We start from the raw sequence: 25114 nt of genomic DNA, 5'->3' as shown, positions 1-25114 counted from the left end.
CGCCTCGAACCCTCAAGGACGTACTGCCATGAAAGAGAAGTCGCTGTCCTCCCTCAACGGCCTGGGCACTCTGGCGGGCGCATTGCTCGTCGCCGTCTTCGGCGGTGTGCTGTTCGTGCTGGGCATCGCCGCCAAGGCGTCGACCGGCTCCCCCAACCTGCTGATGATGCTGGTTGGCGCGCTGGTCGCGGTGGTGGCGCTGTTCGCGCTGGCGGGCCTGTACACCGTGCAGCCGAACCAGGCCGCGGTGGTGAGCCTGTTCGGCAAGTACGTCGGCACCGTGAAAGACAATGGCCTGCGCTGGAACAACCCCTTCTACAGCAAGCGCCACGTCAGCCAGCGCGTGCGCAATTTCGAAAGCGGCAAGCTGAAGGTCAACGAGCTCGATGGCAGCCCGATCGAGATCGCCGCAGTGATCGTCTGGCAGGTGGTCGATGCCTCCGAAGCGGTCTACAACGTGGACGACTACGAGAGCTTCGTGCACATCCAGTCCGAATCGGCGCTGCGCGCGATGGCCACCAGCTATCCCTACGACCAGCATGAAGAGGGCCAGCTGGCGCTGCGCAGCCACGCCAGCGAGATCTCCCAGCACCTGAAGAACGAGTTGGCCGAGCGCCTGGCCGACGCCGGCGTGCAGGTGATCGACGCACGCATCAGCCACCTGGCCTATGCTGCCGAAATCGCCCAGGCCATGCTGCAGCGCCAGCAGGCCAACGCGGTGATCGCGGCACGCACGCGCATCGTTGCCGGTGCGGTCGGCATGGTCGAGATGGCCCTGGGCGAACTGCAGAAGAACGGCGTGGTGCAGCTGGACGAGGAACGCAAGGCGCACATGGTCAGCAACCTGTTGACCGTGCTGTGTTCGGACCGGGGCACGCAGCCGATCGTCAACGCCGGTTCGCTGTACTGAATCACCCTCGCAACGGGGCGCCCCACCGCCCCGCCAGGAGCATCCATGAGCGAGAAGAAAGCCTATCCACTGCGCATCAACGCCGACGTCCTGGCCGCGGCGCAGCGCTGGGCCGACGACGAACTGCGCAGCCTCAACGCGCAGATCGAGTACCTGCTGCGCGACGCGCTGCGCAAGGCCGGCAGGCTGCCGCATCCCAAGCCACCTCAGGAGGAGAAGGAATGAGCAAGCGCTGGACGTACCAGACCCTGGAAGTGCCCTCGACGCTGATGGGCAGCATGAAGACCGAAGCCGTGCAGGAGGCGTTGAACAAGCAGGGCCAGCTTGGCTGGGAGCTGGTCAACATCGTGATCCCCGCGCCGATGAGCGCAGCGGTGCTGGTCTTCAAGAAGGAGCTCTGACCATGAAGACCCGCCGTTCGCTGTTCGCCCTTTCACTGGCGCTGCTGAGCGGTGGCGCATTCGCCGCCGAACCGCAGCAGGTTGCCGCCCGGTTGCTGGACCACCTGCAGGCCGGCCGCATCGCCGATGCGGAGGCGATGCTGACCCCGCAGATGGCCCGTGCCGTTCCCGCCGAGAAGCTCGACAGCGTGTGGCGGTCCCTGGGCGAACTGCAGCAGCGCGGCCAGGCCCGCAGCAGCGAGCAGCAGGGCCTGCACCTGGTGGAAGTTCCGCTGCAGTTCACCGGTGGCGCGGTGATCGCGCAGGTGGCCGTGGATGCACAGGACAAGGTCGCCGGCCTGCTGCTGCGCCCCGCCCCCGCGGCCAAGGCACCGCCGCCGCCGGCCGATGCGACCTACAGCGAAGTTGATTTCAGTGTGCCGCAGACACGCGGTGCGCTGCCCGGCACGCTGGCGCTGCCCAAGGGCAAAGGCCCGTTCCCGGCAGTGGTGCTGGTGCACGGCTCGGGCCCGCAGGACCGTGACGAAACCATCGGCGGCAACCGTCCCTTCCTCGATATCGCCCGTGGCCTCGCCGCGCACGGAATCGCGGTACTGCGCTACGACAAGCGCACTCTCGCCCGGCCCCAGGATTTCCAGAGCGGCACCTTCACTGTCGATGACGAATCCACCGACGATGCGGTGGCGGCACTGGAGGCCGTCGCCAGCGACCCGCGCATCGACGGCCGCCGCGTGTTCGTGCTCGGCCACAGCCAGGGCGGCATGCTTGCGCCACGCATCGCCAGCCGCTGGCCACAGGCGCGTGGCGCCATCCTGTGGGCCGCTCCCGCGCGCACGCTGCTGGACCTGCTGCCGGAACAGAACCGCTACCTGCTGAGCCTGGACGGCGACATCAGCGCGGCCGGTCAGGCGCTACTGGACAAACTGGACAGCCAGATCGCCGCAGCACGTGGCAGCACGCCGGTACCCGCCAGCGAACTGCCACTCGGCGTTCCGCAGTCCTTCTGGAAGAGCATCGAAGCCGTAGATGCCCGCGCCGATGCACAGCGGCTGCGCGCACCGCTGCTGATGCTGCATGGCGGGCGCGATTTCCAGGTTCCCGATGCCGACTGGGCACTCTGGCAGAAGGCCCTCGCCCGGCGCGACGATGTGCAGTGGCGGACCTATCCGGCGCTGAACCACATCGGCATCGCTGGCAGCGGCCCGAGTTCGTTGAAGGAGTACACCCGGCCCGGCCATGTCGATGCGGGGTTGATCGATGACATCGCCCGATGGGTGGAGGCACAACGATGAGCCCCAATGAAGCCCGTCCGTTCGAGCTGGCTGGCAGTTCACCCCTGCGCGTGCTGTGGGTGCTGTTGCCGGTGCTGGCCGTGCTGGTCATCAGCGTGTACGTGCAGTTCAGCCGCACGCGTGCGCCTGCACCATGGATGGAAGTCACCCTGTCGCCGCCGTTCTTCCTGATGAACGGCAGCGCGGCATGGAGCATCGCCGTGCTGGTGCTGATCGGCGTGGGCCTGGGTACTTCGTTCTTCCGCCGCCGCGTGGAGCTGGTGGGTGGCGTGCTGGATGTGCGCTCGACGCTGTACCGACGGCGTACACCGGTGCGTGACATGCTGCTGGATCAGGCCGAGGTGGTGGACCTGGCGCAGGACCGCCGCTATGGCATCCGCTTCAAGACCAACGGCTACTCGATGCCCGGCTTCTATTCCGGGCATATGCGGCTGCAGGGCGGCGGCAAGGGCTTCGCCCTGGTCACCGACCGTCACCGCACGCTGGCGATCCCGGTGCGCGGCGGCAGCACCCTGCTGCTGAGCATGGAACGCCCACAGGCATTGCTTGACGCCCTGCGCAAGGTGGCCGCAGCCGCGCCACGGCAGTAAGCTGCGGACATGCATCGCCGACCGCTGCTGCTGCTGAACACCGAGGCCATCGAACTGTGGCCGGCCGATCTGCTGCGCGCGCGCAGCAACCTCGATGCACGCTTGCTGGCGCGGGCCCGCTGGGTGCTGCGGCGCAAGCGCGATGGCCGCTATCTGGCCGCCGTGCTGACGCAGGGCGTTCATTCGCTGGTGCCGCGTCTACCGCACGAGCCTGGCGTGGAGGAGGCGCTGGCACTGCTGGATGCCCGCGCGTCACGCCCTTTCGCTGCGGCACTGGAGCAGCGATGGCTGCCCCTGGCGGGCTTGCAGCAACGCCTGCAGCACCTTGGCCTGGATGCGCAGGGTTACGCGGATGACACCGGGCTGCCGCTGGAAGCCGAGCCGTGCCTGCTGCATTTCGCCGGCCGCGATCGCTTTTCGCGGCCCCTGTGGTTGCGCCGCGACGCGGCGCAGGGGTGGCGGCGGATGCGCCTGCACGCGGCCCGCGATGGCGTTGCCCTGGATGCCATTTCCGGCTTCCGCAGCCATGCGTACCAGCTGGGAATCTTCGAGCGGAAGCGCGGCCGCGGCCTGAGCGTGGCGGAGATCCTGAAGGTCAACGCCGCGCCGGGCTTCAGCGAACACCACAGCGGGCACGCACTGGATATCGGCACCCCGGGCGATGCACCTGCAGAGGAATCGTTCGAGCGTACCGATGCGTTCGCGTGGCTGCAGGCGCACGCCCGCGGGCATGGATTCCACCTGAGCTACCCGCGCGGCAACCCGCACGGGATCGTCTACGAGCCCTGGCACTGGTGCTGGAAACCGGCCAACGGCTGAGCCCCTCCCCGCACTGCCCTCACCGCCGCAGGGCGTCGATCGCCAGCAGCACCCATCCCACCATCAGGCTGGTGCCGCCCACAGGCGCCAGCCGGGTAGGCCACTGCCAGAGCGCGCTGCCCACCAGGCTGCCGGAGAACAGCACGACGCCCAGCAGCAGCACGTACAGCGCCAGATGTGCGATCACGCCCTGCGCGCGCCGTCCCACTGCAACCAGCACGGCACCATGGGCGAACGCATACAGCGCCGCCATGTTCAGATGCTGCTGCGCCTGCGGATCGGACACGCCATGCGAGGCATAGGCCGACAGGCCGATCGAAGCGGCCGCCAACAGCGCACCGATGCAGGCCAGCAGCGAGGGCTTACGCGCACGTCGTTCCAGATTGAACATGACTGCTCCTTGCGCGGCGCCCGCCCGGCGGCGGACGCGGGATGAAAAAAAACGCGCCGCAGGAAGCGGCGCGTTTTCGTGTTCAACACTACATGGGTCAGCCAGCGCTTACTTGACGGCCCAGTAGATGTCGTAGGTGCCTTCCTGGGTGAACGACTTGTCCACGCCATCCTTCCACGATTCGTACGGACGGTCGATGACTTCGTTGCCCGAGGTCACTGCCCACGCACGCAGGCCGTTGCGGGCCACGTCCAGGCCGGCCATGTGACCGGTGTAGGCCGCATGCGCCGAACGATGCGGGGCGACATGCACGTACTTGACCGGGGCACCACCGTCGATCTTGACGGTCAGCTCCTCACCGGTGGCACCTTCGGTACCCTTCTTCTTCACCGGCTGTGCGATGTCGAAGGCGTACTTCTCGGCACCGAAATCGGTGGTGATGATGCGGAACGGACCGGCGGCTTCAAGGCCATTGGCCTCCATCACGCGCTTGATCCACTCCTGGTTGTCCTTGATGGACTTGGTGATGGTGTCCTGGCCGCGATCGACGTTGCCGGCGTTGACGACCAGCAGGTCTTCGGCCGGCACCTGTACGATACCCAGATCGGTCAGCGGCGCTTCCGGAGTGCGGTAGTCGACGTTCGGCACGGTGGCCAGCATGTTCGCCATGCGCGACAGGCCCAGCTTGATGTCGTCGCCGATCTGGCGGCTGACATACAGGCCGGCGTAGCGACCGAACAGGTCGAAGCCGTACTTCACCGAGTAGTCCTGGGTGATCTTGACGTTGCGACCGCCCTTGCCGGTCGGCTCCAGATTGAAGGTGGTGACCTTGTCGTGACCCTTGGTCGGGTCTTCGATGGCGATCACAACACGCTTGTTCTCTTCGGCCTCGGTCACCTTCCAGGAACCGTTGCCCAGGTCCTTGGAGGAGAAGTCGAGGGTGGCACCGACGCCGGAGGCCGGGCCGGACAGCTTCAGTTCAACGGCGGGATCGCGCAGTACCAGCGGGTTCCAGTCCTTGAAGCGGCGCAGGCTGCTGACCGTGTCGTACACGATCGTCATCTTGCGGTTGGTCTCGATGCTTTCGGTGATGTGGCGCTCGCCCGGCAGACATACGCCAATGATGACGAACAGGCCAGCCACGATCCCCAAGGCGATCAGGAACTCGATAATACGGGTCATTCAGGAGTCTCCGGGGCCGATCCCACGGCCGGGTTGATTGAAGCGAAGCGCCAATCCTAGCAGGCTTCGCGGGCATTGTTTATCGCGATTGGCGCACCGGTTTCCCTGCCGGCTGCGTATTTGTATGGACAAAGGATTGGCAGGGTAGCGCATCCGGCCGCCCCGCATGTAGGGGGCAGCCCGTCCCGGGGCCCGGGAATGCCGGCCAAACCTTTGCCGCAAAAGGCTTTTCGTCAGACCAGCTGCAGTTCGAACGCCTTCAGGACGGCCCGCGTACGGTCGCGCACGCCCAGCTTGGACAGGATGTTGGACACATGGTTCTTGATGGTGCCCTCGGCCACGCCCAGCGAATTGGCGATCTCCTTGTTGGAGAAGCCGCTGGCCATCAGCCGCAGGATCTCCGTCTCGCGGTCGGTCAGCGGGTCCGGCCGGTCCAGGCTGACGAAATCATTGCGCATGTGTTCCAGCCCGGACAGCAGCCGCTGGGTCACCGCCGGCTGCACCAGCGATCCGCCGTCAGCCACGGTGCGGATGGCGCCGACCAGCTGGTCCAGGGTCACGTCCTTGAGCAGATACCCCTTGGCGCCAGCCTTCAGGCCCGCCAGCACCAGCTGGTCGTCGTCGAAGGTGGTCAGGATGATGGTCGGCGGCAGCTGTTCCAGCCGCGACAGGACCTGCAGCGCCTCCAGCCCGGACATCACCGGCATGCGCATGTCCATCAGGACCACATCCGGACGGACCTGGGGCACCAGTTCGACCGCCTGCCGGCCGTCGCCGGCCTCAGCCACCACCTCGATGCCGTCGTCCAGCGCCAGCAGCGAGCGGATTCCCTGCCGCACCAGGGTTTGGTCGTCGACCAGGCAGACGCGAATCATCAACGCACTCCTTCAGGAACCTTGGTAAGGGCGGCCACCAGCACGGTTGCCGGCACCGTCGCACGCAGGCAGAAGCCTTCGCCGGGGCGGGTTTCCACCTGCAGCTGGCCACCGCATTGTTGCAGGCGCTCGCGCATCCCGCGCAAGCCATTGCCCACATTGACCATTTCCGCGCCGACACCGTCGTCGCGCGCCTCGACCACCACCCGGTCCGGCGCCTCACGGTACACCCGGATCCACAGATGGCGGGCCCCGGAGTGGCGCACCGTATTGGTGATGATCTCCTGGGTGCAGCGCAGCAGCACGTGGGCCCGCTGCGGATCCTCCACGTTCAGGGGATCCTCGATGTCCAGCTGGATGTCCAGCGAGGGCACGTTCTCGGTCAGCGGGCGCAGCGCAGCAGCCAGGTCGATGGCGCTGGTCTCGCGCAGCTGGCTGACCACTTCGCGCACATTGCCCAGCAGCAGCTTGGCCAGCGTGTGCGAGCGTTTCACGTGGTCCAGCGCCTTGCCTTCGGCGAGATGACCCGCCACTTCCAGGTTCAGGGTCAGCGCGGTCAACTGATGCCCCAGCAGGTCATGCAGTTCGCGCGAGATGCGGGTGCGCTCGTTGACCCGTGCGCTCTCGGCCAGCAGGGCGCGGGTCGCCCTCAGCTCCGCATTCAGCCGGCGCTGCTCGTCGCGGGCGTCGGTCTGCTGCCGTGCGACCAGGCTGGTCACGAACATGAACATGGAGAAGCCGCCATACAGCAGCGACTGCATGAGTGCCTCGAACAACGGCATGTCGAGAATCAGATAGTAGACCGGCAGCACCGCCAGCTGGCTGAGCAGCAACCAGATCACGCCACTGCGCACGGGCAGCATCCACGGGATCACCCCGGCGGCCACCATCATCAGGATGCTGCCCAGGCCCGAACCGCTCAGGTAGCTGACGCCCAGGGCCGAGCCGGTCAGTACCACCAGCACCACCCGGTCGTACCAGGCGGCCTGGCTGCTGTCGCGCAGGCCACGGGTCAGCCAGAAGTAGCCGGCGCCGAAGAACAGGTAGGCGGCAAACAGCCACAGGGACCAGCTGTCGATACCGCTGCCGCCGTGCCGCAGCATCGACTCGTATTGGGAATACACCACGGGCAGGCCGACCATGACCCAGGTGAACAGGCCGGCCAGGCGCAGGACTCGGATTTGGCTGAGATATCCCAACATGGAGGCATCTTAGGCTGAACCAGCGCTCCTGCCCCCGGACAGAAGTCATGGCGACGGGCGTGCCCCCGCCAGCCACCCATGCAATAATCGTGCGCAGGGTCCGTTGCAGGACCAACCGCGTTACCCCACGGAGTCACAATGTCGATTGTCATCCGCGACGTGCGCGAGCACGAGCTCGATTCCGTCCTGGCTTTGAACAACAACGCTGGCCTGGCCATCCTTCCGCTGGATGCCGCACGCCTGCGCCTGTTCTATGAAACCGCTGAGTACTTCCGCGTCGCCGAGCGCGACGGCAACCTGGCCGGGTTCCTGATCGGCTTCGGCAGCGACAGCCAGCACGACAGCAGCAACTTCGCCTGGTTCAAGCAGCAGCTGGACACCCCGTTCTTCTATATCGACCGCATCGTGGTCGCCAGCCGCCGCCGCGGTGGTGGCGTCGGCAGGGCGTTCTACGCCGATGCGCAGAGCTTCGCAGAGCTGCGCTACCCGCAGATGACCTGCGAAGTCTTCCTCGACCATGGTGCCGATGCCGCCCTGCTGTTCCACGGCAGCTTCGGCTTCCGCGAGCTGGGCCAGAACACCATGCCGCAGGTCGATGTGCGCGCCAGCATGCTGGCCAAGGAACTGTGCAGCTACCCGTGGGTACAGGAGACCTACGGCGGCAAGCTGCCGGATGTGGCATGGACACGCGACCGGCAGCTGCCGGCGCAGGCACAGCGGCCGACGGGGACCTGAGCGTGGCGGTGAATTTCGATTACGAACAGGCAGGTGAACTGAAGATCGGCCAGGTCGGCATCGCCAACCTGCGCGTGCGGACCCTCGATGTCGAACGACTCGTGCAGGAAATGCGCGAACGGGTGACCCGCGCCCCGAAACTGTTCGGCCGTGCCGCGGTGATCCTGGACTTCGGCGGCCTCAGCCAGGTACCGGACGTGGCCACCGCCCAGGCGCTGGTCGATGGACTGCGCAGCGCCGGCGTGCTGCCGGTGGCGCTGGCCTATGGCACCAGTGCGGTCGACCAGCTCTCGCAGCAGCTCGGCCTGCCGCTGCTGGCCAAGTTCCGCGCCCAGTACGAGCGTGTCGAGACCGAGCCGGCCCCGCCGCCTGCACCTGCGCCGGAGCCGCGCCGCGCCGCCCGCGCTGAACCAAAGCCGGCCCCGGCCGCTCCGGTGGCCAGGGTGGCCGAGGGCACGGCACCGCAACCGGGCCGCATGCAGCTCGGCAATGTACGTTCCGGCCAGCAGCTGTACGCGGAGAACTGCGACCTGACGGTCATGGCGACCGTCGGCGCCGGTGCCGAGGTCATCGCCGACGGCAGCATCCATATCTACGGCACCCTGCGCGGCCGCGCGCTGGCAGGTGCCCAGGGCAACACCGCGGCACGCATCTTCTGCCGTGATTTCCATGCGGAACTGGTGGCCATTGCCGGCCACTACAAGGTACTGGACGATGTTCCGGACAACCTGCGCGGCAAGGCCGTGCAGGTGTGGCTGGAACAGGACCAGGTCAAGATCGCTGCGCTGGACTGACGCAGCCCCAACATCATGCAGAACCAGGAGAAGTCCTTTGGCTGAAATCATCGTAGTCACCTCCGGCAAGGGCGGCGTCGGCAAGACCACTACCAGCGCGAGCCTGGCCTGCGGCCTGGCACGGCGCGGCAAGAAGGTGGCGGTGATCGACTTCGACGTCGGCCTGCGCAACCTCGACCTGATCATGGGCTGCGAACGCCGCGTGGTGTACGACTTCGTCAACGTCGTGCACGGCGAAGCCACCCTCAAGCAGGCCCTGATCAAGGACAAGCGCTTCGACAACCTGTACGTGCTGGCTGCCTCGCAGACCCGCGACAAGGACGCGCTGACCCAGGAGGGCGTGGGCAAGGTGCTGAAGGACCTGGCCGCCGACGGTTTCGACTTCGTGATCTGCGACTCCCCGGCCGGTATCGAGAAGGGCGCCTTCCTGGCGATGTACTTCGCCGACCGCGCGGTGGTGGTGGTGAACCCGGAAGTGTCCTCGGTGCGCGACTCCGACCGCATCATCGGCCTGCTGGATTCGAAGACGCACAAGGCCGAATCCGGCCAGGACGTGCCGGCCTTCCTGCTGCTGACCCGCTACAGCCCGTCGCGCGTGGAAACCGGCGAGATGCTGAGCATCGTCGACGTGGAGGAAGTGCTGGGTCTGAAGGCCATCGGCGTGATCCCCGAATCGGGTGACGTGCTGAACGCCTCCAACAAGGGCGAGCCGGTGATCCTCGACGGCGAATCGATCGCTGGCCAGGCGTATGACGATGCGGTGAGCCGCATCCTGGGCGAGGAGCGGCCGATGCGCTTCACCACCGTGGAGAAGAAGGGCTTCTTCAGCAAGCTGTTCGGAGGGTAAGCATGGGCCTGTTTGATTTCCTCAAAGCGAAGAAGACCACCGCCGAAACCGCCAAGAACCGCCTGCAGATCATCATCGCGCAGGAGCGCAGCCATCGCGGTGGCCCGGACTACCTGCCGCTGCTGCAGCGCGAGCTGCTGGAAGTGATCAAGAAGTACGTCAACATCGACGTCGACGCGGTGAAGGTCGACCTGGTCAAGGATGGCCAGCACGACGTGCTGGACATCTCCGTGGCGCTGCCGGAAGGCCCGGAAAAGCCCTGACCCCCTGCCCCGCCCGTGCCTGCATGGGCGGGGCTGCACGATTCCGCATGACCGACCCGACAACCGCCGTGGACATCACCTGCGTGGGCGATATCGCCTTCGCCGATGCACAGCGCCTGCTTGCCGCGCATGGGCTGGAGCTGCACCACGTCGCCGCCGGCGAGCCGATTCCCGGCAGCTACTGGGGCGAACCTGAAGCAGGCATCATCGCCAGCAACGTGTATGTGCGCGACGACACGCCCGTGCATTCGATGCTGCACGAGGCCTGCCATCTGATCGTGCTGCCGCCGGAGCGGCGCGCGCAGGTGCATACCGATGCCACTGATTCGGTCGCCGAGGAAGATGCCACGTGCTACCTGCAGATCGTGCTGGCCGCGCAGCTGCCCGGTGTCGGCAGCGCACGGCTGATGGCCGACATGGATGCGTGGGGGTATACGTACCGGTTGGGATCGACCCAGGCGTGGTTTGAGCAGGACGCCGAAGACGCGAAGGCGTGGTTGATCGAACGCGGGTTGCCAGTGGCGTAAGGCCGCGGGCGCGGTTGGCCACGGGCGCGTGGCGACGCGCCGAACCCTGCGGCGCCCCTCTTTTCACTCGGCGCGGTTCGAGCAGGACGCCGAAGACGCGAAGGCGTGGTTGATCGAACGCGGGTTGCCAGTGGCGTAAGGCCGCGGGCGCGGTTGGCCACGGGCGCGTGGCGACGCGCCGAACCCTGCGGCGCCCCTCTTTTCACTCGGCGCGGTTCGAGCAGGACGCCGAAGACGCGAAGGCGTGGTTGATCGAACGCGGGTTGCCAGTGGCGTAAGGCCGCGGGCGCGGTTGGCCACGGGCGCGTGGCGACGCGCCGAACTCTGCGGCGCCCCTCTTTTCACTCGGCGCGGTTCGAGCAGGACGCCGAAGACGCGAGAGTCTGGCTGATCGAACGTGGATTGCCGGTAGCGTGACGCGCCGCGAAACGGGGTCAGATCCCTTTTGCGCAGCAAAAGGGATCTGACCCCCTCACCCCTGCCCTGCCAGCGCACGCAGGGTGATGCCGACGATGTACGCCAGGTAGGTTCCGGTGGCGTACCCCATCGTTCCCAGCAGCACGCCTACCGGTGCCAATGCAGGATGGAAGGCGGCGGCCACCACGGGCGCCGAGGCCGGACCGCCGATGTTCGACTGCGAGCCGATGGCGAAATAGAAGAACGGCACCTTCAGCAACCGGCCCAGGCACCACAGCAGCACGATGTGCACGGCGATCCAGATCAGGCCGAGCAGGAACAGCCACGGACGGTCCAGCAATGCCAGCAGATCCATCTGCATGCCGATGCAGGCGATCAGGAAGTACAGCAGCAGCGACCCCAGACGTGACGCTCCCGCTCCCTCCAGCGTGCGCGCGCGGGTGAAACTCAGGCCCAGGCCCAGCGTGGTCGACAGCACCACCACCCAGACGAAGGGAGCATCCAGGCTGAACTGCGATGCCCAGCCGACATGGGCCTTGAACCAGGCCGCCAGCGGCGCGCCGATTGCATGCGCCAGACCGACGCCACCGAACGCAACGGCGACGATCAGCATCAGATCGGTCAGGCTGGGAATGCGCTCGTGTTCGGCCTGGAAGCGCGCGATGCGTTCCTTCAGTTCGTCGATGGCCGAGGTATCGGCACCGCTGCGTGCGTCGATCTTCGCGGCGCGCCCGGCGAGGAAGATCAGTGCCGCCATCCAGACGTAGCCGACACCCACGTCGACCACGGCGAACTGGCCGAAGGTGGTGGCGTTGACGTCGAATACTTCGCGCATCGCCAGCATGTTGGCGCCACCGCCGATCCAGCTGCCGGCCAGTGCGGCCATGCCGGCCCAGGTGTCGCCGGCAACGGTTTCCGGGTGCAGCGCGCGCATCAGCAGGAAGGCGACCACGGCACCGAGCATGATGCTGGCGGAGGCGCCCAGGTACATCAGTACCAGCTTCGGCCCCAGCCGCAGGATGCCCTTGATGTCCACGGCCAGGGTCAGCAGCACCAGCGCCGCCGGCAGCAGGATGTCACGCGCGACCGGGTTGTACAGCGCGGTGTTCTGCCCGTCGATCAGGCCGACGGTGTTGTAGATGCCAGGAATGAGATAACACAGCAGCAACGCCGGCACGAAGGTGTAGAAGCGCTTCCACGGCCCCTGCTCCCGCGAGGCGGTCCAGAACACGGCCCCCAAAGTGGCGGCGATCAGGCCGAAGACCACGATGTCGTTCTGGATCAGGGCGTTCGAAGTCATGCGGGCGCTCGGGTAGAGCCGAGCCATGCTCGGCTGCTGTTGGCGGGAAAGGAGGCACAGAGCAGCCGAGCATGGCTCGGCTCTACAAAAAGCAGAGCGCCGCCCTGGGGGGCGGCGCCGGACCGGCTTATTCGCCGATATGCTGCTTCAGCCAGCCATTGACCGTGTCATGCCACAGGATGCTGTTGTGCGGCTTGAGCACCCAGTGGTTCTCGTCCGGGAAGTACAGGAACTTCGACTCGATCCCCTGCCGCTGCGCCGCCGTGAATGCCGCCAGGCCCTGCTCGACCGGAATGCGGAAGTCCTGCTGGCCATGGATGATCAGGATCGGCTTCTTCCAGTCCGCCACGTGGTTGACCGGGTTGAACTTCTCGTAGTTCGCCGCCTTCTGGTACGGCGTGCCGCCCTGCTCCCACTCGGTGAACCACAGCTCCTCGGTGGCGTAGCCCATCATGCGCTGGTCGAACACGCCATCGTGGTTGACCAGGCACTTGAACGGGCCGTTCCAGTTGCCGGCGATCCAGTTGACCATGAAGCCGCCATAGCTGGCGCCCAGAGCACAGGCCTTGTCACCGTTGAGGAACGAATACTTCTTCAGTGCCGCGTCCCAGCCCTTCTGCAGGTCTTCCAGCGGACGATCACCCCAGTGCTGGCTGATCGCATCGGTGAATGCCTGACCGTAGCCGGTGGAGCCGTGGAAATCGATCATCACCACCGCGTAGCCCTGGCCCGCATAGGTCTGCGGATTCCAGCGGTAGCTCCAGCCGTTGCCGAAACTGCCCTGCGGACCGCCATGGATCAGGAACGCGACCGGGTAGGACTTGCCTTCCTGGTAGTTGTGCGGCTTGACCACATAGCCGTGCACGGTGTCGTTGTTCCAGCCCTTGAACGAGAACTGCTCGAAATCGCCGAAACTGACGTCCTTCAGCACGTCGCCGGCAGACGGTGTCAGCGCACGCAGCTCGCCCATCGGCTGGCCGGCGGCTGGCAGCAGGCCGACCAGTACCTGGTCGTTGCTCTTCAGGCTGTTGCGGGTGATCGCCACGCTGGTGCCGGCCACATCGACGGCGGTCACGCTGCCATCGCCGATCAGGCGGGTGGCCTTGCCGGTGGCGACATCGATCTGGAACAGCGGGTGCTCGCCCAGATCATCGGCGGTGGTATAGATGCTGGCGCCATCGGCGGACAGCACGATGCCACCCGCCGAGCGATCCCACTGCGGGGCGATCTCACGGCTCTTGCCGCTGGCCAGATCCATCGCCATCAGGCCGAAGCGATCAGCTTCAAAGCCGGGGCGCTTCATCGCACGGTAGAACAGCGTCTTGCCATCGGCACTGAACACCGGGCCCGCATCCCATGCCGGGTTGGAGGCGGTCAGGTTCACCGGTGCCTGACGACCGGCAGCATCGAAGCGATAGAGGTCGAAGTTGGTCGACCACGGTTCCTCGCGGCCCGCCACGCGGATGCTGGCGACCACGCTGCTGCCGTCCGGCGACCACACGAAGTCATCATTGCCACCGAATGGCTTGGACGGCGCATCGCCATCGAGGGTGGCGCTCAGCGCTGAAGCCCCCTTGACCGGGCCGGCCTGGGCGCCCGGCAGCGGCGCGACGAACAGGGTGTTGCGACGGCCGTCGTTCCAGGTATCCCAATGGCGCACGAACATCGAATCCCAGACCTGGCCACTGGCCTTGGCGTCCTTCTTCTCTTTCAGCTTCTTCTCGGTGCAGGCCAGGTCCGACGCGCAGGCCTGGAACACGCCGGCGCTGAACAGCACGCGGTCGTCCTGCGGCGAGACGTGGTAGCTGTCCACATCCACCGGGAAATCGGTCAGCTGGCGCGGGGCGCCGCCGTTGATCGCCTGCGCGTACAGCTGCTGGCTGCCGTTCTTGGCACTGAGGAAGTACACCGTCTGGCCGTCCGCCGACAGCGAGGCGGAATTGACGTTCCAGCCAGCTGGGGTGATCTGCTTCGGCGGTGCCGCGTCACGCGTGCGCAGGTTGCGTGCGTACAGGGCGGTGCTGGCCTTGAGGTTGGCGTCGGTGCTGCGCTTGGCGAACACCACGGTGCCGCCATCGGCGCTCAGCACCGGCGCGGAAACGCGATCCATGGCTACCATGTCGCGGATCTCCAGGCCACGGGCAGCGGCGACGCTGGGCAGAGCGGCCAGCAGGCTCAGTGGCAGCAGGGCATGACGCAGTTTCATCGGGATCTCCGCAGGACGGCAAAAAGGCGATGGTAGGCCCCGCAGCCCGGGGCTGCCAAGGCCATCGGTCATGGCCGTGATCAGGCAGCCGCCAGAAACAGCAAACCGCGCCGTAGCGCGGTTTGTGGGTGGACCCGGGGTCAGAGCCCTTCCCGGCGGGAAGGGATCCGACCCCGCGCATTACGCCTTGGCGTACTTGCCGGTGCGGTAGATCAGCCAGCCCACCAGGAACAGCACGGCCAGGCCGATCCACTGCGCGGCCGGCAGATGGAACGGCACGGCCAGCACATCGGCGCGGCTGCTGACCACGATCGGAATGGCGATGGCGATGCCCATCAGCGCCTCGCCGGTGATCAGGCCGGCGGCGAACAGCACGCCCGGCTTGTGCACGCGATCGCGGCCCTCTTCATCATCGGCACGCACCTTGTGGAAGCGCTCGACCAGGTAAGCGATCAGGCCGCCGAGGAAGATCGGCACCATCAGCTCCAGCGGCAGGTAGATGCCGATGGCGGCCGCCAGCACCGGCACCCGGAAGCGCGCGTTGCGCGCCTTCAGCCAGCTGTCGAAGGCGATGATGACGGCGCCAACCACCGCACCGATGCCGATGAAGGTCCACGGCAGCTCGCCACCGAACAGGCCCTTGGCCACCGACGCCATCAGGTTGGCCTGCGGCGCAGCCAGCGCGTTCGGGTGCAGCTCGGTCTTCACGCCGATGCCATAGGCGGTGGCCAGCAGGTTCAGCACCGGGGCCATGATCAGCGCGCAGGAGAACGCACCGATGCCCAGCATCAGCTGCTGCTTCCACGGCGTAGCGCCGACGATGTAACCGGCCTTGAGGTCCTGCAGATTGTCACCACCGACGGCGGCAGCGCAGCACACCACCGCGCCGATCATGATCGCCGCCACCGCACCCAGCGGTGCACCGCCGGTACCGACCGGCTTGAGGCCATCGGCACCCAGCAGCACGACCAGTACCGCCGAGGCGAACAGGATGGTGGAAATGGTGATGCCCGAGACCGGGTTGTTGGACGAACCGATCAGGCCGGCCAGGTAGGCCGAGACCGACACGAACAGGAAGCCGGCGACGATCATGATGATGGTCATCGGGATCGACACGTGCCACTGGCCGACGATGGCCTGGTACAGGGCCAGCAGCGGCAGCACGAAGACCACCAGGGCGACCAGCATCCACTTCATCGGCAGGTCGCGCTCGGTGTGCGCCAGCACCGGTCCGCCGCTCTTGCGGGCGGCGGCAAAACCGCTCTTGACGCCGTTGAGCAGCGACTTGCGCAGCGAAATCAGGGTCCAGATGCCACCGATCAGCATTGCGCCGACACCCAGGTAGCGCATCTTCGCGCCCCAGATGGCGAATGCGGCCTCGGTGGAGGATGCAGCGGCCACCGACGCGGCCAGTGCCGGATCGGTGTTCATGAAGAACGCCTGGTAGAGCGGGATGGCGATGTGCCAGGTCAGGATCGAACCAGACACCACCACGATGCCGACGTTGAGGCCGACGATGTAGCCCACGCCCAGCAGTGCCGGCGACAGGTTGGTGCCGATGAACGCGGTGACCTTGGAACTGCCCACGTAGGCCGAGGTGGCCCAGGCATCGGGAATCAGGCGCATGCCGCTTTCCGCGGCCAGCTTGACGAACGCGCCGATCACCGCCGACAGGCCCAGGATCTTCAGGCCCGGACCCGGGTTCTCACCGGCCTTGAGCACTTCCGCCGCCGCCTTGCCTTCCGGGAAGGGCAGCGGATCTTCGACGATCATCGAGCGGCGCAGCGGCACCGAGAACAGCACGCCCAGCAGGCCGCCCAGGCCGGCAATGCCCAGCACCCACCAGTACTTGAAGTCCGGCCAGTAGCCCATGATCACCAGCGCGGGGATGGTGAAGATGACACCGGCGGCGATCGAGGAACCGGCCGAGGCGCCGGTCTGCACGATGTTGTTCTCGAGGATCGAGCCACCGCCCAGCAGGCGCAGCACGCCCATGGAAATGACTGCGGCGGGAATCGCGGTGGCGATGGTCAGGCCTGCGAACAGACCGAGGTAGGCGTTGGCCGCGGACAGCACCACCGCCAGCACGATGGCCAGGGCCACTGCGCGGAAGGTGAGCTGCTTGGGCGCAGCGTCGTGGTTCATGGGAGCCCCTGCTGGCAAAAAATCCCTGCCACGCTAGCGTTCAGGGGGCGGCAAGTCCAGCACACCGCAGCATGACAAGCGCCAGCGGATCAGGCAGGACACGGATCAGGCACAGGCGGCAGACGCATCCGGCACATTCCGGCTGGGCATTCCGCAAACGATATGTTATATCTTTTCGATTGAACGACATCGCCGTCCGCATGCCCTCTCCGCCACCGGCCCGCCTCACCTCCATCGACCAGCTGCGCGGCACCGTCATGCTGTTGATGCTGCTCGACCACGTGCGCGAGACCTTCTTCCTGCAGCACCAGGTCAGCGACCCGATGGACGTATCCACGGTCTCCCCCGCGCTGTTCGCGTGCCGCCTGCTGGCCCACCTGTGCGCACCGGTGTTCGTGCTGCTGACCGGCCTGTCGGCCTGGCTGTACGGCCAGCGCCAGGCGGATCCGCGCCGGGCCACGGCCGCGTTCCTGCTCAAACGCGGGCTGTTCCTGGTGGTGCTGGAACTGACCCTGGTGAATTTCGCCTGGACCTTCCAGCTGCCTCCGGACACCGTGTACCTGCAGGTGATCTGGGCGATCGGCCTGAGCATGGTCGCGCTGGCCGGCCTGCTGTGGCTGCCACGCGCGGCGCTGCTGGCGCTGGCGGTACTGTTGGTGGCCGGCCACAACCTGCTCGACGGGGTGCGCGTGGCAGGCGACGGTGTGCTGCCGGTGCTGTGGAAGGTGCTGCACCAGCGGGACTGGATCGAGGCCGGTGCACTCCGGCTGCGCACGTCCTATCCGGTGCTGCCGTGGATCGGGGTGATCGCGCTCGGCTATCTGATGGGGCCCTGGTTCGCGGCGGACCGCATGCCAGCGCAGCGTCACCGCTGGCTGGTGTGGGCTGGGCTGGCAGCGCTGGGCATGTTCGCCCTGCTGCGGTTCGGCAACGGCTATGGCGATACGCCCTGGCAGTTCCAGCAGGACGCGCTGCGCACCTGGATGAGCGTGTTCAACGTGACCAAGTATCCGCCATCACTGCAGTTCCTGTTGCTGACCCTGGGCGTTGGCCTGCTGTGGCTGCGCCTGTTTGAGTGGCCTGCGATGGCACGGGCGTTGAGGCCGCTGGCAGACATCGGCGCGGCACCGATGTTCTTCTACCTGCTGCATCTGTATCTGCTGAAGCTGCTGTATCTGGCGGCGCTCGGGTTCTGGGGGCCGACCCACGGCAGCCTGTACGCTCTCGATTCGGTCGCCGGCCTGATCCTGGTGGCCTGTGCGCTGGCGGTGGTGCTGTACCCGCCGACGCGGGCATTCGCGCGGTTCAAGGCGCGTCGGCGCGACCTCGGCTGGCTGCGATACCTGTGACCCCGCTCGCCGGGCGCGACCTCATGCTGCCCGCCACGGGCGTGGCGGCGAGCCTATAATCGCGCCCTTTCCGCAGTGCCCGCCGTCGATGACCGTTGCCGCTCCCCCTTCCGACGACTTCCTTGGCCACCCCAAGGGCGTCTACGTCTGCTTCTTCACCGAAATGTGGGAGCGCTTCTCCTTCTATGGCATGAAGGCGCTGCTGCTGCTGTACCTGACCAAGTACCACCTGTTCGGCGACAAGGCCGGACTGGACCTGCTTGGCGCCTACGGTGGCCTGGTGTACTGCATCCCGGTGTTCGGCGGCATGCTGGCCGACCGCTGGCTGGGCATGCGCCGTGCAGTGCTGTTCGGCGGCATCCTGCTGGTGCTGGGCCATCTCGGCATGGCCTTCGAAGGCCACGCGGCATACCGGGTCAACGGTGAAGTGGTGCGCGACACCTCGGCGCTGGCGGTGACCTATCTGTCGCTGGCGCTGATCATCATGGGCGTGGGCTTCCTCAAGCCGAACATCTCCACCATCGTCGGCAAGCTGTACGCCAAGGACGATCCGCGCCGCGACTCGGGCTTCTCGCTGTTCTATGCCGGCATCAACCTCGGGGCGCTGTTCTCGTCGCTGGTGTGCGGCTTCCTCGGCGAGGCCTATGGCTGGAAGTATGGCTTCGGCGCGGCGGGCATCGGCATGCTGGCCGGGCTGGCGATGTTCCTGTGGGGGCAGAAGTACCTGCACGGGCATGCCGAGCCGCCACAGCCGGCCGCGCTGAAACAGCGGGTGCTGGGCCTGCCGCGTGAATGGCTGATCTATCTGTGCGCGGTGCTCGCGGTGCTGCCACTGGCGTGGCTGATGTGGGCCGCCGGTAACGGTGCGTTCGCTCTGGGCGGCGAAATCAGCCTGGCGTTGATGCTGATGCTGGTGGTGCTGGGAGGCGTGCTGGTCTGGTTCGCCTGGTTCACCGGCAGCCAGTGCACGCCGGTGCAGCGCCAGCAGATGATCGCGCTGATGGTGCTGATTTTCCTGGCGCTGGTGTTCTTCACCCTGTACGAGCAGTCCTATGGCTCGTGGGTGACGTTCACCGATCGCCTGCTGACCAAGGACATCGTTCCCTCGCTGGTGATCACCGACGGCACGCCGCTGCCCTGGTCGATCCTGTCGTTGCTGCTGGCGCCGCTGGGCTTCGTGGTCAGCGCGCGCCTGACCGAGCGTCGACCGGGGTCGGCTGCGCCGCGCCGGTTCTTCATTGCCATCGTCGCGCTGATGCTGGTCCTGCTGGTGCGCGACTGCCTGGTGATTCCGCAGACCGCCGGCTCCCTGACCTATCTGGGCGGACTGTTCCTGGTGCTGCTGGCGCCGGCCTTCGCCGCCCTCTGGACCTGGATGGACCGTCGCGGCTGGGAGCCGGGCAAGCCGGTCAAATCCGCCTGGGGCCTGGTGATCGGCGCGCTCTCGTTCGTCCCGCTCGCATTGGCCGCACAGCAGGTCGGCGCCACCGGCGAGATGGCCAGCGTGTGGTGGCTGGTCCTGGCCTACTTCCTGTTGGCCAGCGGTGAGATGTGCCTGTCGCCGGTGGGCCTGTCGGCCGTAACGCAGCTGGCCGTGCCGCGGGTGATGAGCCTGATGATGGGCACCTGGTTCCTGGCCACAGCGTTCTCCGAGACGCTTGCCGCGCTGTTCGGCAAGCTGGCGGCCATCGATGTGCCCGAAGGCGGCACGCTGGACATGGCGGCGGCGGCCGGTGCGTATGCGCACCTGTTCTGGCTGCTGATGTGGATCGGCCTGGGCTGCGCCCTGCTGGCCTTCATCGCCGCGCCGCTGCTGAAGCGGATGATGCACGGGGTCAGGTAACTGCACTGCGCGGCGGCGGATCGTGGATCCGCCGCCGCTCTGCGTTTACGGCGCCTTGCCCTTCCCTGCCGGCGCCGATGCCTGGGCGGTCTTGCCTCCCAGGCTGCGCGACAGGAATGCGAGCAGCTTGTCGTAGTACTCGGTGCGATGGGCCAGGGTGTAGAAGCCGTGCCCCTCGGTCTTGTAGTACAGGCTTTCCACCGGCGTCCCGGCACGCTTCAGTGCCGCTTCCATGCGCTCGGTGTGCTGGATCGGCGCACGCTTGTCTTCGCCACCGGCCGCGAGGAACACCGGCACCTTGATCTGCGTGGCCAGGTTCACCGGCGAAACCGCGCCCAGCTTGGCCGGATCACCCAGCCATTCGCGCAGGAAGGTCACGCCCGAGTCGCGCTCCTGCACATCGCCGCGGGCGAACATCAGCGGCAGGTCGTACACGCCGACATAGCCGGCCGCGCACTGGTACAGCCCCTGTTCGCGGGCAGCGCCCATCATCGCGGCGTAGGCCCCGTAACTGGCACCGTAGATGCAGATGCGTCTGGGATCGGCGATCCCCTGCGCGATCGCCCAGCGGGTGGCGTCGGTGACGTCATCCTGCATCGCGGCGCCCCATTGCTGGGCGCCGGCCTGGGCATGCGCGCGGCCATAGTTCCCCGAGCCACGGAAGTTGACCTGCAGTACGGCATAGCCGGCAGCGGCCAATATCTGCGTCTGGCGGTCGTACTGGCCATTGTCGAACACGTGGAACGGCCCACCATGCGGCATCACCACCATCGGCAGGTTGCGTCCGTCGCTGCCGGAGGGCACGGTGAGGAAGCCGTGCAGCGGCAGTCCGTCGCGCGCCTTGAGTGCCACCGGACGCACCGTTGCACTGCGATCGATGTCGATCCAGTCGCTGCGGCTGATCAGGTGCTCAGCCTTGCGGGCCTCCGTGTCGTACACATAGAAGTCGCCGGGATTGGTGCCTGACCAGGTCTCCACCAGCACCACGCGGCCATCCCGGGTACTGGAGGTGATGTAGACCGGACCTCCGAAGGCCGCCTCCAGGCTGCGGTACAGGCGCGCCTCCGGCGACTTCTCGTCGAAGAACCGGGTCCGTGGTGCGTCGCCCATGTACAGGGCGCCCACCGGCACATGGGTGCCGGGCCGGCGGATGATGCGGTACGGATTGACCACCTCGTCGCGCAGCACGACAGCGCGCTCACCGGTCTGCGGATTCCAGCTGAAGATGGCATCCGGCCCCTGCGCCTGCTCGGCCTGCAGGTACGCCAGGCTGCCATCCGCGGAGAAGCCGATCGCGGTCTCGATGCGCTTGCTCACTGCCTCATCGTTGATCATCTTCCAGCTGTCGCCCGATCGCTCGCGGTAGTACAGCTTGTTGACATTGTCGCTGCCAGACCCGTGGACGAACCGGACTTCGCCCTGGCCATCGGTGGTGAACTCACCGCGCCGCACCGGCGAGGAGGCCATGCGCACGCGCCTGCCGCTGGCCACGTCCATGCGTTCGACGCGGGTGAACGGATCCTCCGCGAACGGCCATACCGTCACCAGCACGTTGCGTTCGTCGCCGGGCAGATCATCGGCCAGGAACGCCGCGACCGCCTCGACTTTCTTCGGCTGGATGCGGGTACCCGGGCCCTTGCTTTCGACGCGGTAACCGACCAGCAGCTCGCCGCGATTGCCGTTGGCATCGATGGCGTAGAGCTCGCCGGTGGGATTGGGCTTATCCAGCGCGCCCCACTTCTCGGCCAGGCCGATCAACAGCCGTTCGTTGCTGACCCAGTCGAATTCGTAGGCGTGATTCTTCTGCGGCGGGCGGAAGCTGCCCACGAGCTGCTTGTCGGCCAGCCGCATCACCGCGATCGCGGTGCTGTCCTCCATCGGCACGGTGGCAGCGACATACTCGCCCCCCGGCGATATCTTGATGTCGGTGAAGGTTTCCTGGCGCAGGAACTGCGTCAGATCCACCGCCCATGCGCTGCCCGCGGCAACGCTACCCACGACGACCAGTGCGGCCGTCAACATCGTCCTGCGCATCCTTCCCCCTGCTCCGATGGACACCTTGTCCTGTACACGGATTCTAGGCAGGCGCCGTCTGTCCCGCCAGAGCCGGAAAAGACGACGGCACCGTTGCCGGTGCCGTCGTTGCCACTGCCTTGGAGAGAGAGTCAGGACGTGGGTTCGGGGGGCGTGCGCCGGGTCAGTGGACCCCGCGCACCGCCAGGGTGAGGGCCAGGATGCTGAGGATCACCGCGATGGTGCCGTCAAGCACACGCCAGGTGCTGGGCTTGGTGAACAGCGGCGCCAGCAGGCGCGCACCGAGACCCTGCGCGGTCAGCCACAGGCAGCTCGCGGTGACCACGCCGGCCGCGAAGGCCATGCGTGCGTGGCCGAAGTTCTCGGCAATGGAGCCGATGACCATCATGTCCAGCCAGAAGTGCGGGTTGATCAGCGAAAAGCCGACCGCCGCCATCAGCACCGCGCGGCGGCTGCCGTCGTCGCTGTCGGCTTCACCCATGCCACCGCCACCGGCAATGGCGCGGCGCGCCGACTTCATCGCGTACCAGGCCAGAAAAGCCACGCCGGTCCACAGCACGGCCGAGGTCAGCCACGGCAGCGCCGAGGTCAACGTGCGCAGGCCGGCCACGCTGGCGAAGATGAAGAACGCATCGATGGCCGCGCAGGTGGCGACCACCGGCACGATGTGCTTGCGCAGGATGCCCTGGCGCAGGATGAAGGCGCTCTGGGCACCGACCACGGCGAACAGGCCGATGCCGGTGGCTGCACCAGAGAACCAGGCACCGAGGCCGGTGCCGGCGGAGATGACCGAAAACATGGGATTCACTGCCTTGTCTTGCTGGGGGGACGGTGCCTCGCGAAGGCGGACAGCACCGGGTACGGGCGCCATTGTCGCGCCGCAACATAGAAAAGACGAGCTAAACTTCCTAAACCAACATTAGCGGAACTTAATACCATGCGCATCGACCATGCCCAGCTGCGCGCGCTCGCCGCCGTGATCCGCGAAGGCAGCTTTGATCGCGCGGCGCAGTCGCTGAATGTCACCCCCTCGGCCATCTCGCAGCGGGTCAAGGCGCTGGAGGATCGTGTCGGACGCCTTCTGGTGAAGCGTGGCGCACCCGCCACTGCCACCGCCGAAGGCCAGGTGCTGGTGCAGCTGGCCGAGCAGACGGCCCTGCTCGAACATGACGCCCTGCACCGGATGGGCCTGGCCGATGAAGATCTGCCCCAGGCCAGCATCCCGGTGGCGGTGAACCACGACAGCCTGGAAACCTGGTTTCCGCAGGCGGCGCAGCAGTTCGCACTGGGTACCGGCACCACGCTCGACCTGCGCGTGGAAGACCAGGACCACACCGTGGAGCTGCTGCGGCAAGGCACGGTGCTCGGCGCGGTGACCACCCTGGACGAGCCGGTGCAGGGCTGCCAGATCCATGCACTCGGCAGCATCCGTTACGCGGCCACCTGCACGCCGGAGTTCCGCGAACGGCACTTCGCCAAGGGCGTGACCGCGCAGGCGCTGGCACAGGCACCGGTACTGGTGTTCAACCGCAAGGACGAAATGCAGTCGCGCTTTGCCCGGCGCATGGCCGGCGATGACCTGCCCAGCACCGCGCCGACCTGGTGGATTCCCTCCACCCGTGCCTTCGTGCAGGCCAACCTGGGCGGCATGGGCTGGACCATGAACCCCCTGCCGCTGGTCAAGCGGCACCTGGATGCCGGCCGCCTGGTCTACGTGCGACAGCGCGCGTGGGAGGACGTGCCGCTGTACTGGCAGCACTGGAAGGGCGATGTACAGACCATGGCCCTGCTGACCCGCGCGGTGCTGGAGGCATCCTCGACGCTGGTGCGGCGCAGGCGCTGACACCGTATGCATCCCGTCCACAGCGGGCATGCCTCTACTGTGCGGAATCCGATGACAGGACGGGCCGATGCAGACCGATCCGCTGTTCCTGCATATCCGCGTGGTGATGGGCATCATCCTGGGCCTGTCGATCACGACCCTGCTGAAAGGGATTGCGCAGATCATCGAGCATCCGCAGCGACGCGGCTGCTCGGCACTCCATCTGTGCTGGGTGGCATGGACGCTGGTGTCGCTGGTCACCTTCTGGTGGTGGGAGTTCCGCCTGATCGAAGTCCACCGGTGGACGTTCGAGACCTATCTGTTCGTGATCTGCTACTGCGCGACCTGGTTCCTGCTCTGCGCCCTGTTGTTCCCGGATGACCTGCGCGACTACGGCAGCTACGGCAATTACCTGATGCAGCGCCGACGCTGGATATTCGGCGTGATCGGCGCGCTGACGCTGCTGGATCTGGTGGACACCGCGATCAAGGGCACAAGCCGGTGGCATCTGCTGGGCGCGGCGTATCCGGTCCACACCCTGCTGATGCTGCTGGTGGTCCTGCTGGGCTGGAAACTGCACTCCAGCCGGGCACAGCTGCGACTGGCCGCGGCCACCCTGCTCTACCAGATCGGCTATTTCACCGCCGAATACTTCACAATCGGCAACGATTGAACGAGACGGGCAGTTCCTTCAGCGCCCGGTCACAAGGAGGTGCCATGACCATCCGTTACCGCGATGCCCACCCCGACGATGCCGCCGCCTGCATCGACCTGCGCGGGCGTACCCGCGAGAATGCCTTCAGTGCAGCGCAGCTGGCCGAGCTGGGCATCACGACGCAGAGCTGGGCCGAAGGCATCTGCAACGGAGATTTCATTGGACGCATCGCCTGCGACGGCGAGCGCATGGCCGGCTACGGGTTTGCCGACCGCGAAAGCGGCGAGGTGCTGGTTCTGGCCCTGCTGCCGGAGTACGAGAATCTGGGCATCGGCCGACGTCTGCTGCAGGATGTGGTCAGCCTGGCCCGGGATGCCGGTCACCACCGGCTGTTCCTTGCGTGCTCGGCCGACCCGCGCTCGCGCTCGCATGGCTTCTACCGCCATCTCGGCTGGTGCCCGACGGGCGAGATCGACGAAACCGGCGACGAGATTCTCGAACTGCGTTGACCCCAA

The 25114-nt window shown here is 66.7% G+C and carries 25 protein-coding genes; 16 read left to right on the top strand and 9 right to left on the bottom strand.

The window, feature by feature from the left end; genetic code table 11:
• Positions 1-28: 28 nt before the first annotated feature.
• Genes IMX13_RS11725 through IMX13_RS11700 form a run of 6 tightly spaced genes read left to right on the top strand, consistent with a single transcriptional unit; the run spans position 29 to position 4012 of the window.
• Positions 29-910 (top strand): SPFH domain-containing protein, encoded by an 882-nt coding sequence (locus tag IMX13_RS11725; RefSeq protein ID WP_053516150.1) that lies wholly within the window; start codon positions 29-31, stop codon positions 908-910.
• 45 nt (positions 911-955) lie between these two features.
• Complete coding sequence (locus IMX13_RS11720) at positions 956-1135, top strand: hypothetical protein (protein ID WP_053516152.1); 180 nt, start codon at positions 956-958, stop codon at positions 1133-1135.
• A complete protein-coding gene (locus tag IMX13_RS11715; RefSeq protein ID WP_053516154.1) occupies positions 1132-1311 on the top strand; it encodes a DUF4177 domain-containing protein in 180 nt (59 codons plus the stop codon). Before IMX13_RS11720 ends, IMX13_RS11715 begins: the two co-directional genes overlap by 4 nt.
• A gap of 2 nt (positions 1312-1313) precedes the next feature.
• Complete coding sequence (locus IMX13_RS11710) at positions 1314-2603, top strand: alpha/beta fold hydrolase (RefSeq protein WP_065174601.1); 1290 nt, start codon at positions 1314-1316, stop codon at positions 2601-2603.
• On the top strand, positions 2600-3193 hold the full coding sequence (locus IMX13_RS11705; protein WP_053516158.1) for a PH domain-containing protein: 594 nt from the start codon (positions 2600-2602) through the stop codon (positions 3191-3193). The genes IMX13_RS11710 and IMX13_RS11705 overlap by 4 nt, the downstream gene beginning before the upstream one ends.
• Before the next feature lie 9 nt (positions 3194-3202).
• Positions 3203-4012 (top strand): M15 family metallopeptidase, encoded by an 810-nt coding sequence (locus IMX13_RS11700; protein WP_193396415.1) that lies wholly within the window; start codon positions 3203-3205, stop codon positions 4010-4012.
• Between the two features lie 19 nt (positions 4013-4031).
• Here IMX13_RS11700 and IMX13_RS11695 read toward each other — a convergent pair whose 3' ends face one another.
• The 4 genes from IMX13_RS11695 to IMX13_RS11680 form a co-directional block, all read right to left on the bottom strand.
• Positions 4032-4403 (bottom strand): DUF423 domain-containing protein, encoded by a 372-nt coding sequence (locus tag IMX13_RS11695; RefSeq protein WP_065182368.1) that lies wholly within the window; start codon positions 4401-4403, stop codon positions 4032-4034.
• Positions 4404-4511: 108 nt separating this feature from the next.
• On the bottom strand, positions 4512-5585 hold the full coding sequence (locus IMX13_RS11690) for an SRPBCC family protein (RefSeq protein ID WP_053516163.1): 1074 nt from the start codon (positions 5583-5585) through the stop codon (positions 4512-4514).
• A 233-nt stretch (positions 5586-5818) separates the two neighbouring features.
• Positions 5819-6460 (bottom strand): response regulator transcription factor, encoded by a 642-nt coding sequence (locus tag IMX13_RS11685; RefSeq protein ID WP_053516165.1) that lies wholly within the window; start codon positions 6458-6460, stop codon positions 5819-5821.
• Positions 6460-7662: a sensor histidine kinase gene (locus tag IMX13_RS11680; RefSeq protein WP_053516166.1), complete on the bottom strand. Its 1203-nt coding sequence runs from the start codon at positions 7660-7662 to the stop codon at positions 6460-6462. The genes IMX13_RS11685 and IMX13_RS11680 overlap by 1 nt, the downstream gene beginning before the upstream one ends.
• A 138-nt stretch (positions 7663-7800) precedes the next feature.
• On the opposite strand from IMX13_RS11680, the gene IMX13_RS11675 reads away from it, so the two are divergent.
• Genes IMX13_RS11675 through IMX13_RS11655 form a run of 5 tightly spaced genes read left to right on the top strand, consistent with a single transcriptional unit; the run spans position 7801 to position 10828 of the window.
• A complete protein-coding gene (locus tag IMX13_RS11675) occupies positions 7801-8397 on the top strand; it encodes a GNAT family N-acetyltransferase (RefSeq protein WP_053516169.1) in 597 nt (198 codons plus the stop codon).
• Positions 8343-9191 carry a septum site-determining protein MinC gene (gene minC, locus IMX13_RS11670; RefSeq protein WP_193396414.1) on the top strand — a complete coding sequence of 283 codons (849 nt, stop codon included), beginning with the start codon at positions 8343-8345 and terminating at the stop codon, positions 9189-9191. The genes IMX13_RS11675 and minC overlap by 55 nt, the downstream gene beginning before the upstream one ends.
• Positions 9192-9228: 37 nt before the next feature.
• Positions 9229-10038: a septum site-determining protein MinD gene (gene minD / locus IMX13_RS11665; protein ID WP_053516174.1), complete on the top strand. Its 810-nt coding sequence runs from the start codon at positions 9229-9231 to the stop codon at positions 10036-10038.
• 2 nt (positions 10039-10040) lie between these two features.
• A complete protein-coding gene (gene minE / locus IMX13_RS11660) occupies positions 10041-10301 on the top strand; it encodes a cell division topological specificity factor MinE (RefSeq protein WP_053516176.1) in 261 nt (86 codons plus the stop codon).
• A gap of 47 nt (positions 10302-10348) precedes the next feature.
• Positions 10349-10828, top strand: coding sequence for a hypothetical protein (locus IMX13_RS11655; protein WP_193396413.1), 480 nt, complete (start codon positions 10349-10351; stop codon positions 10826-10828).
• 472 nt (positions 10829-11300) lie between these two features.
• Here the strand turns inward: IMX13_RS11655 and IMX13_RS11650 are convergent, their stop codons facing one another.
• The 3 genes from IMX13_RS11650 to IMX13_RS11640 form a co-directional block, all read right to left on the bottom strand.
• Positions 11301-12545: a DUF819 family protein gene (locus IMX13_RS11650; RefSeq protein ID WP_193396412.1), complete on the bottom strand. Its 1245-nt coding sequence runs from the start codon at positions 12543-12545 to the stop codon at positions 11301-11303.
• Positions 12546-12672: 127 nt separating this feature from the next.
• Positions 12673-14751, bottom strand: coding sequence for a S9 family peptidase (locus IMX13_RS11645; protein WP_053516182.1), 2079 nt, complete (start codon positions 14749-14751; stop codon positions 12673-12675).
• A 180-nt stretch (positions 14752-14931) separates the two neighbouring features.
• Positions 14932-16896 carry an oligopeptide transporter, OPT family gene (locus tag IMX13_RS11640; RefSeq protein ID WP_053516183.1) on the bottom strand — a complete coding sequence of 655 codons (1965 nt, stop codon included), beginning with the start codon at positions 16894-16896 and terminating at the stop codon, positions 14932-14934.
• 200 nt (positions 16897-17096) lie between these two features.
• Here IMX13_RS11640 and IMX13_RS11635 point away from each other — a divergent pair, with 200 nt between their 5' ends.
• A complete protein-coding gene (locus IMX13_RS11635) occupies positions 17097-18245 on the top strand; it encodes a heparan-alpha-glucosaminide N-acetyltransferase domain-containing protein (protein ID WP_065182373.1) in 1149 nt (382 codons plus the stop codon).
• 88 nt (positions 18246-18333) lie between these two features.
• A complete protein-coding gene (locus IMX13_RS11630; RefSeq protein ID WP_193396411.1) occupies positions 18334-20088 on the top strand; it encodes an oligopeptide:H+ symporter in 1755 nt (584 codons plus the stop codon).
• Positions 20089-20133: 45 nt separating this feature from the next.
• On the opposite strand, the gene IMX13_RS11625 is transcribed toward IMX13_RS11630, so the two are convergent.
• Together IMX13_RS11625 and IMX13_RS11620 are read right to left on the bottom strand one after the other, a co-directional pair.
• A complete protein-coding gene (locus IMX13_RS11625) occupies positions 20134-22122 on the bottom strand; it encodes an alpha/beta fold hydrolase (RefSeq protein ID WP_193396410.1) in 1989 nt (662 codons plus the stop codon).
• 163 nt (positions 22123-22285) lie between these two features.
• Positions 22286-22921, bottom strand: a complete 636-nt coding sequence (locus IMX13_RS11620; protein WP_053516190.1) for a LysE family transporter — start codon at positions 22919-22921, stop codon at positions 22286-22288.
• 138 nt (positions 22922-23059) lie between these two features.
• Here IMX13_RS11620 and IMX13_RS11615 point away from each other — a divergent pair, with 138 nt between their 5' ends.
• The 3 genes from IMX13_RS11615 (at position 23060) to IMX13_RS11605 (ending at position 25108) form a co-directional block, all read left to right on the top strand.
• The gene (locus IMX13_RS11615) at positions 23060-23965 is read left to right on the top strand and encodes a LysR family transcriptional regulator ArgP (protein WP_053516191.1); all 906 of its coding nucleotides are present in this window, start codon (positions 23060-23062) and stop codon (positions 23963-23965) included.
• Between the two features lie 67 nt (positions 23966-24032).
• Entirely contained in the window at positions 24033-24617 is a 585-nt protein-coding gene (locus IMX13_RS11610) for a hypothetical protein (RefSeq protein WP_053516192.1), read from the top strand.
• Between the two features lie 44 nt (positions 24618-24661).
• Positions 24662-25108, top strand: coding sequence for a GNAT family N-acetyltransferase (locus IMX13_RS11605; protein ID WP_065182375.1), 447 nt, complete (start codon positions 24662-24664; stop codon positions 25106-25108).
• Positions 25109-25114: the final 6 nt, after the last annotated feature.

It is taken from the genome of Stenotrophomonas sp. B2, from assembly GCF_014947095.1.
GTDB classification, from domain to species: Bacteria; Pseudomonadota; Gammaproteobacteria; order Xanthomonadales; family Xanthomonadaceae; genus Stenotrophomonas; species Stenotrophomonas maltophilia_P.
Note: the sequence above shows the minus strand (reverse complement) of the source record. Positions and strands in the feature narration are given on the sequence as shown.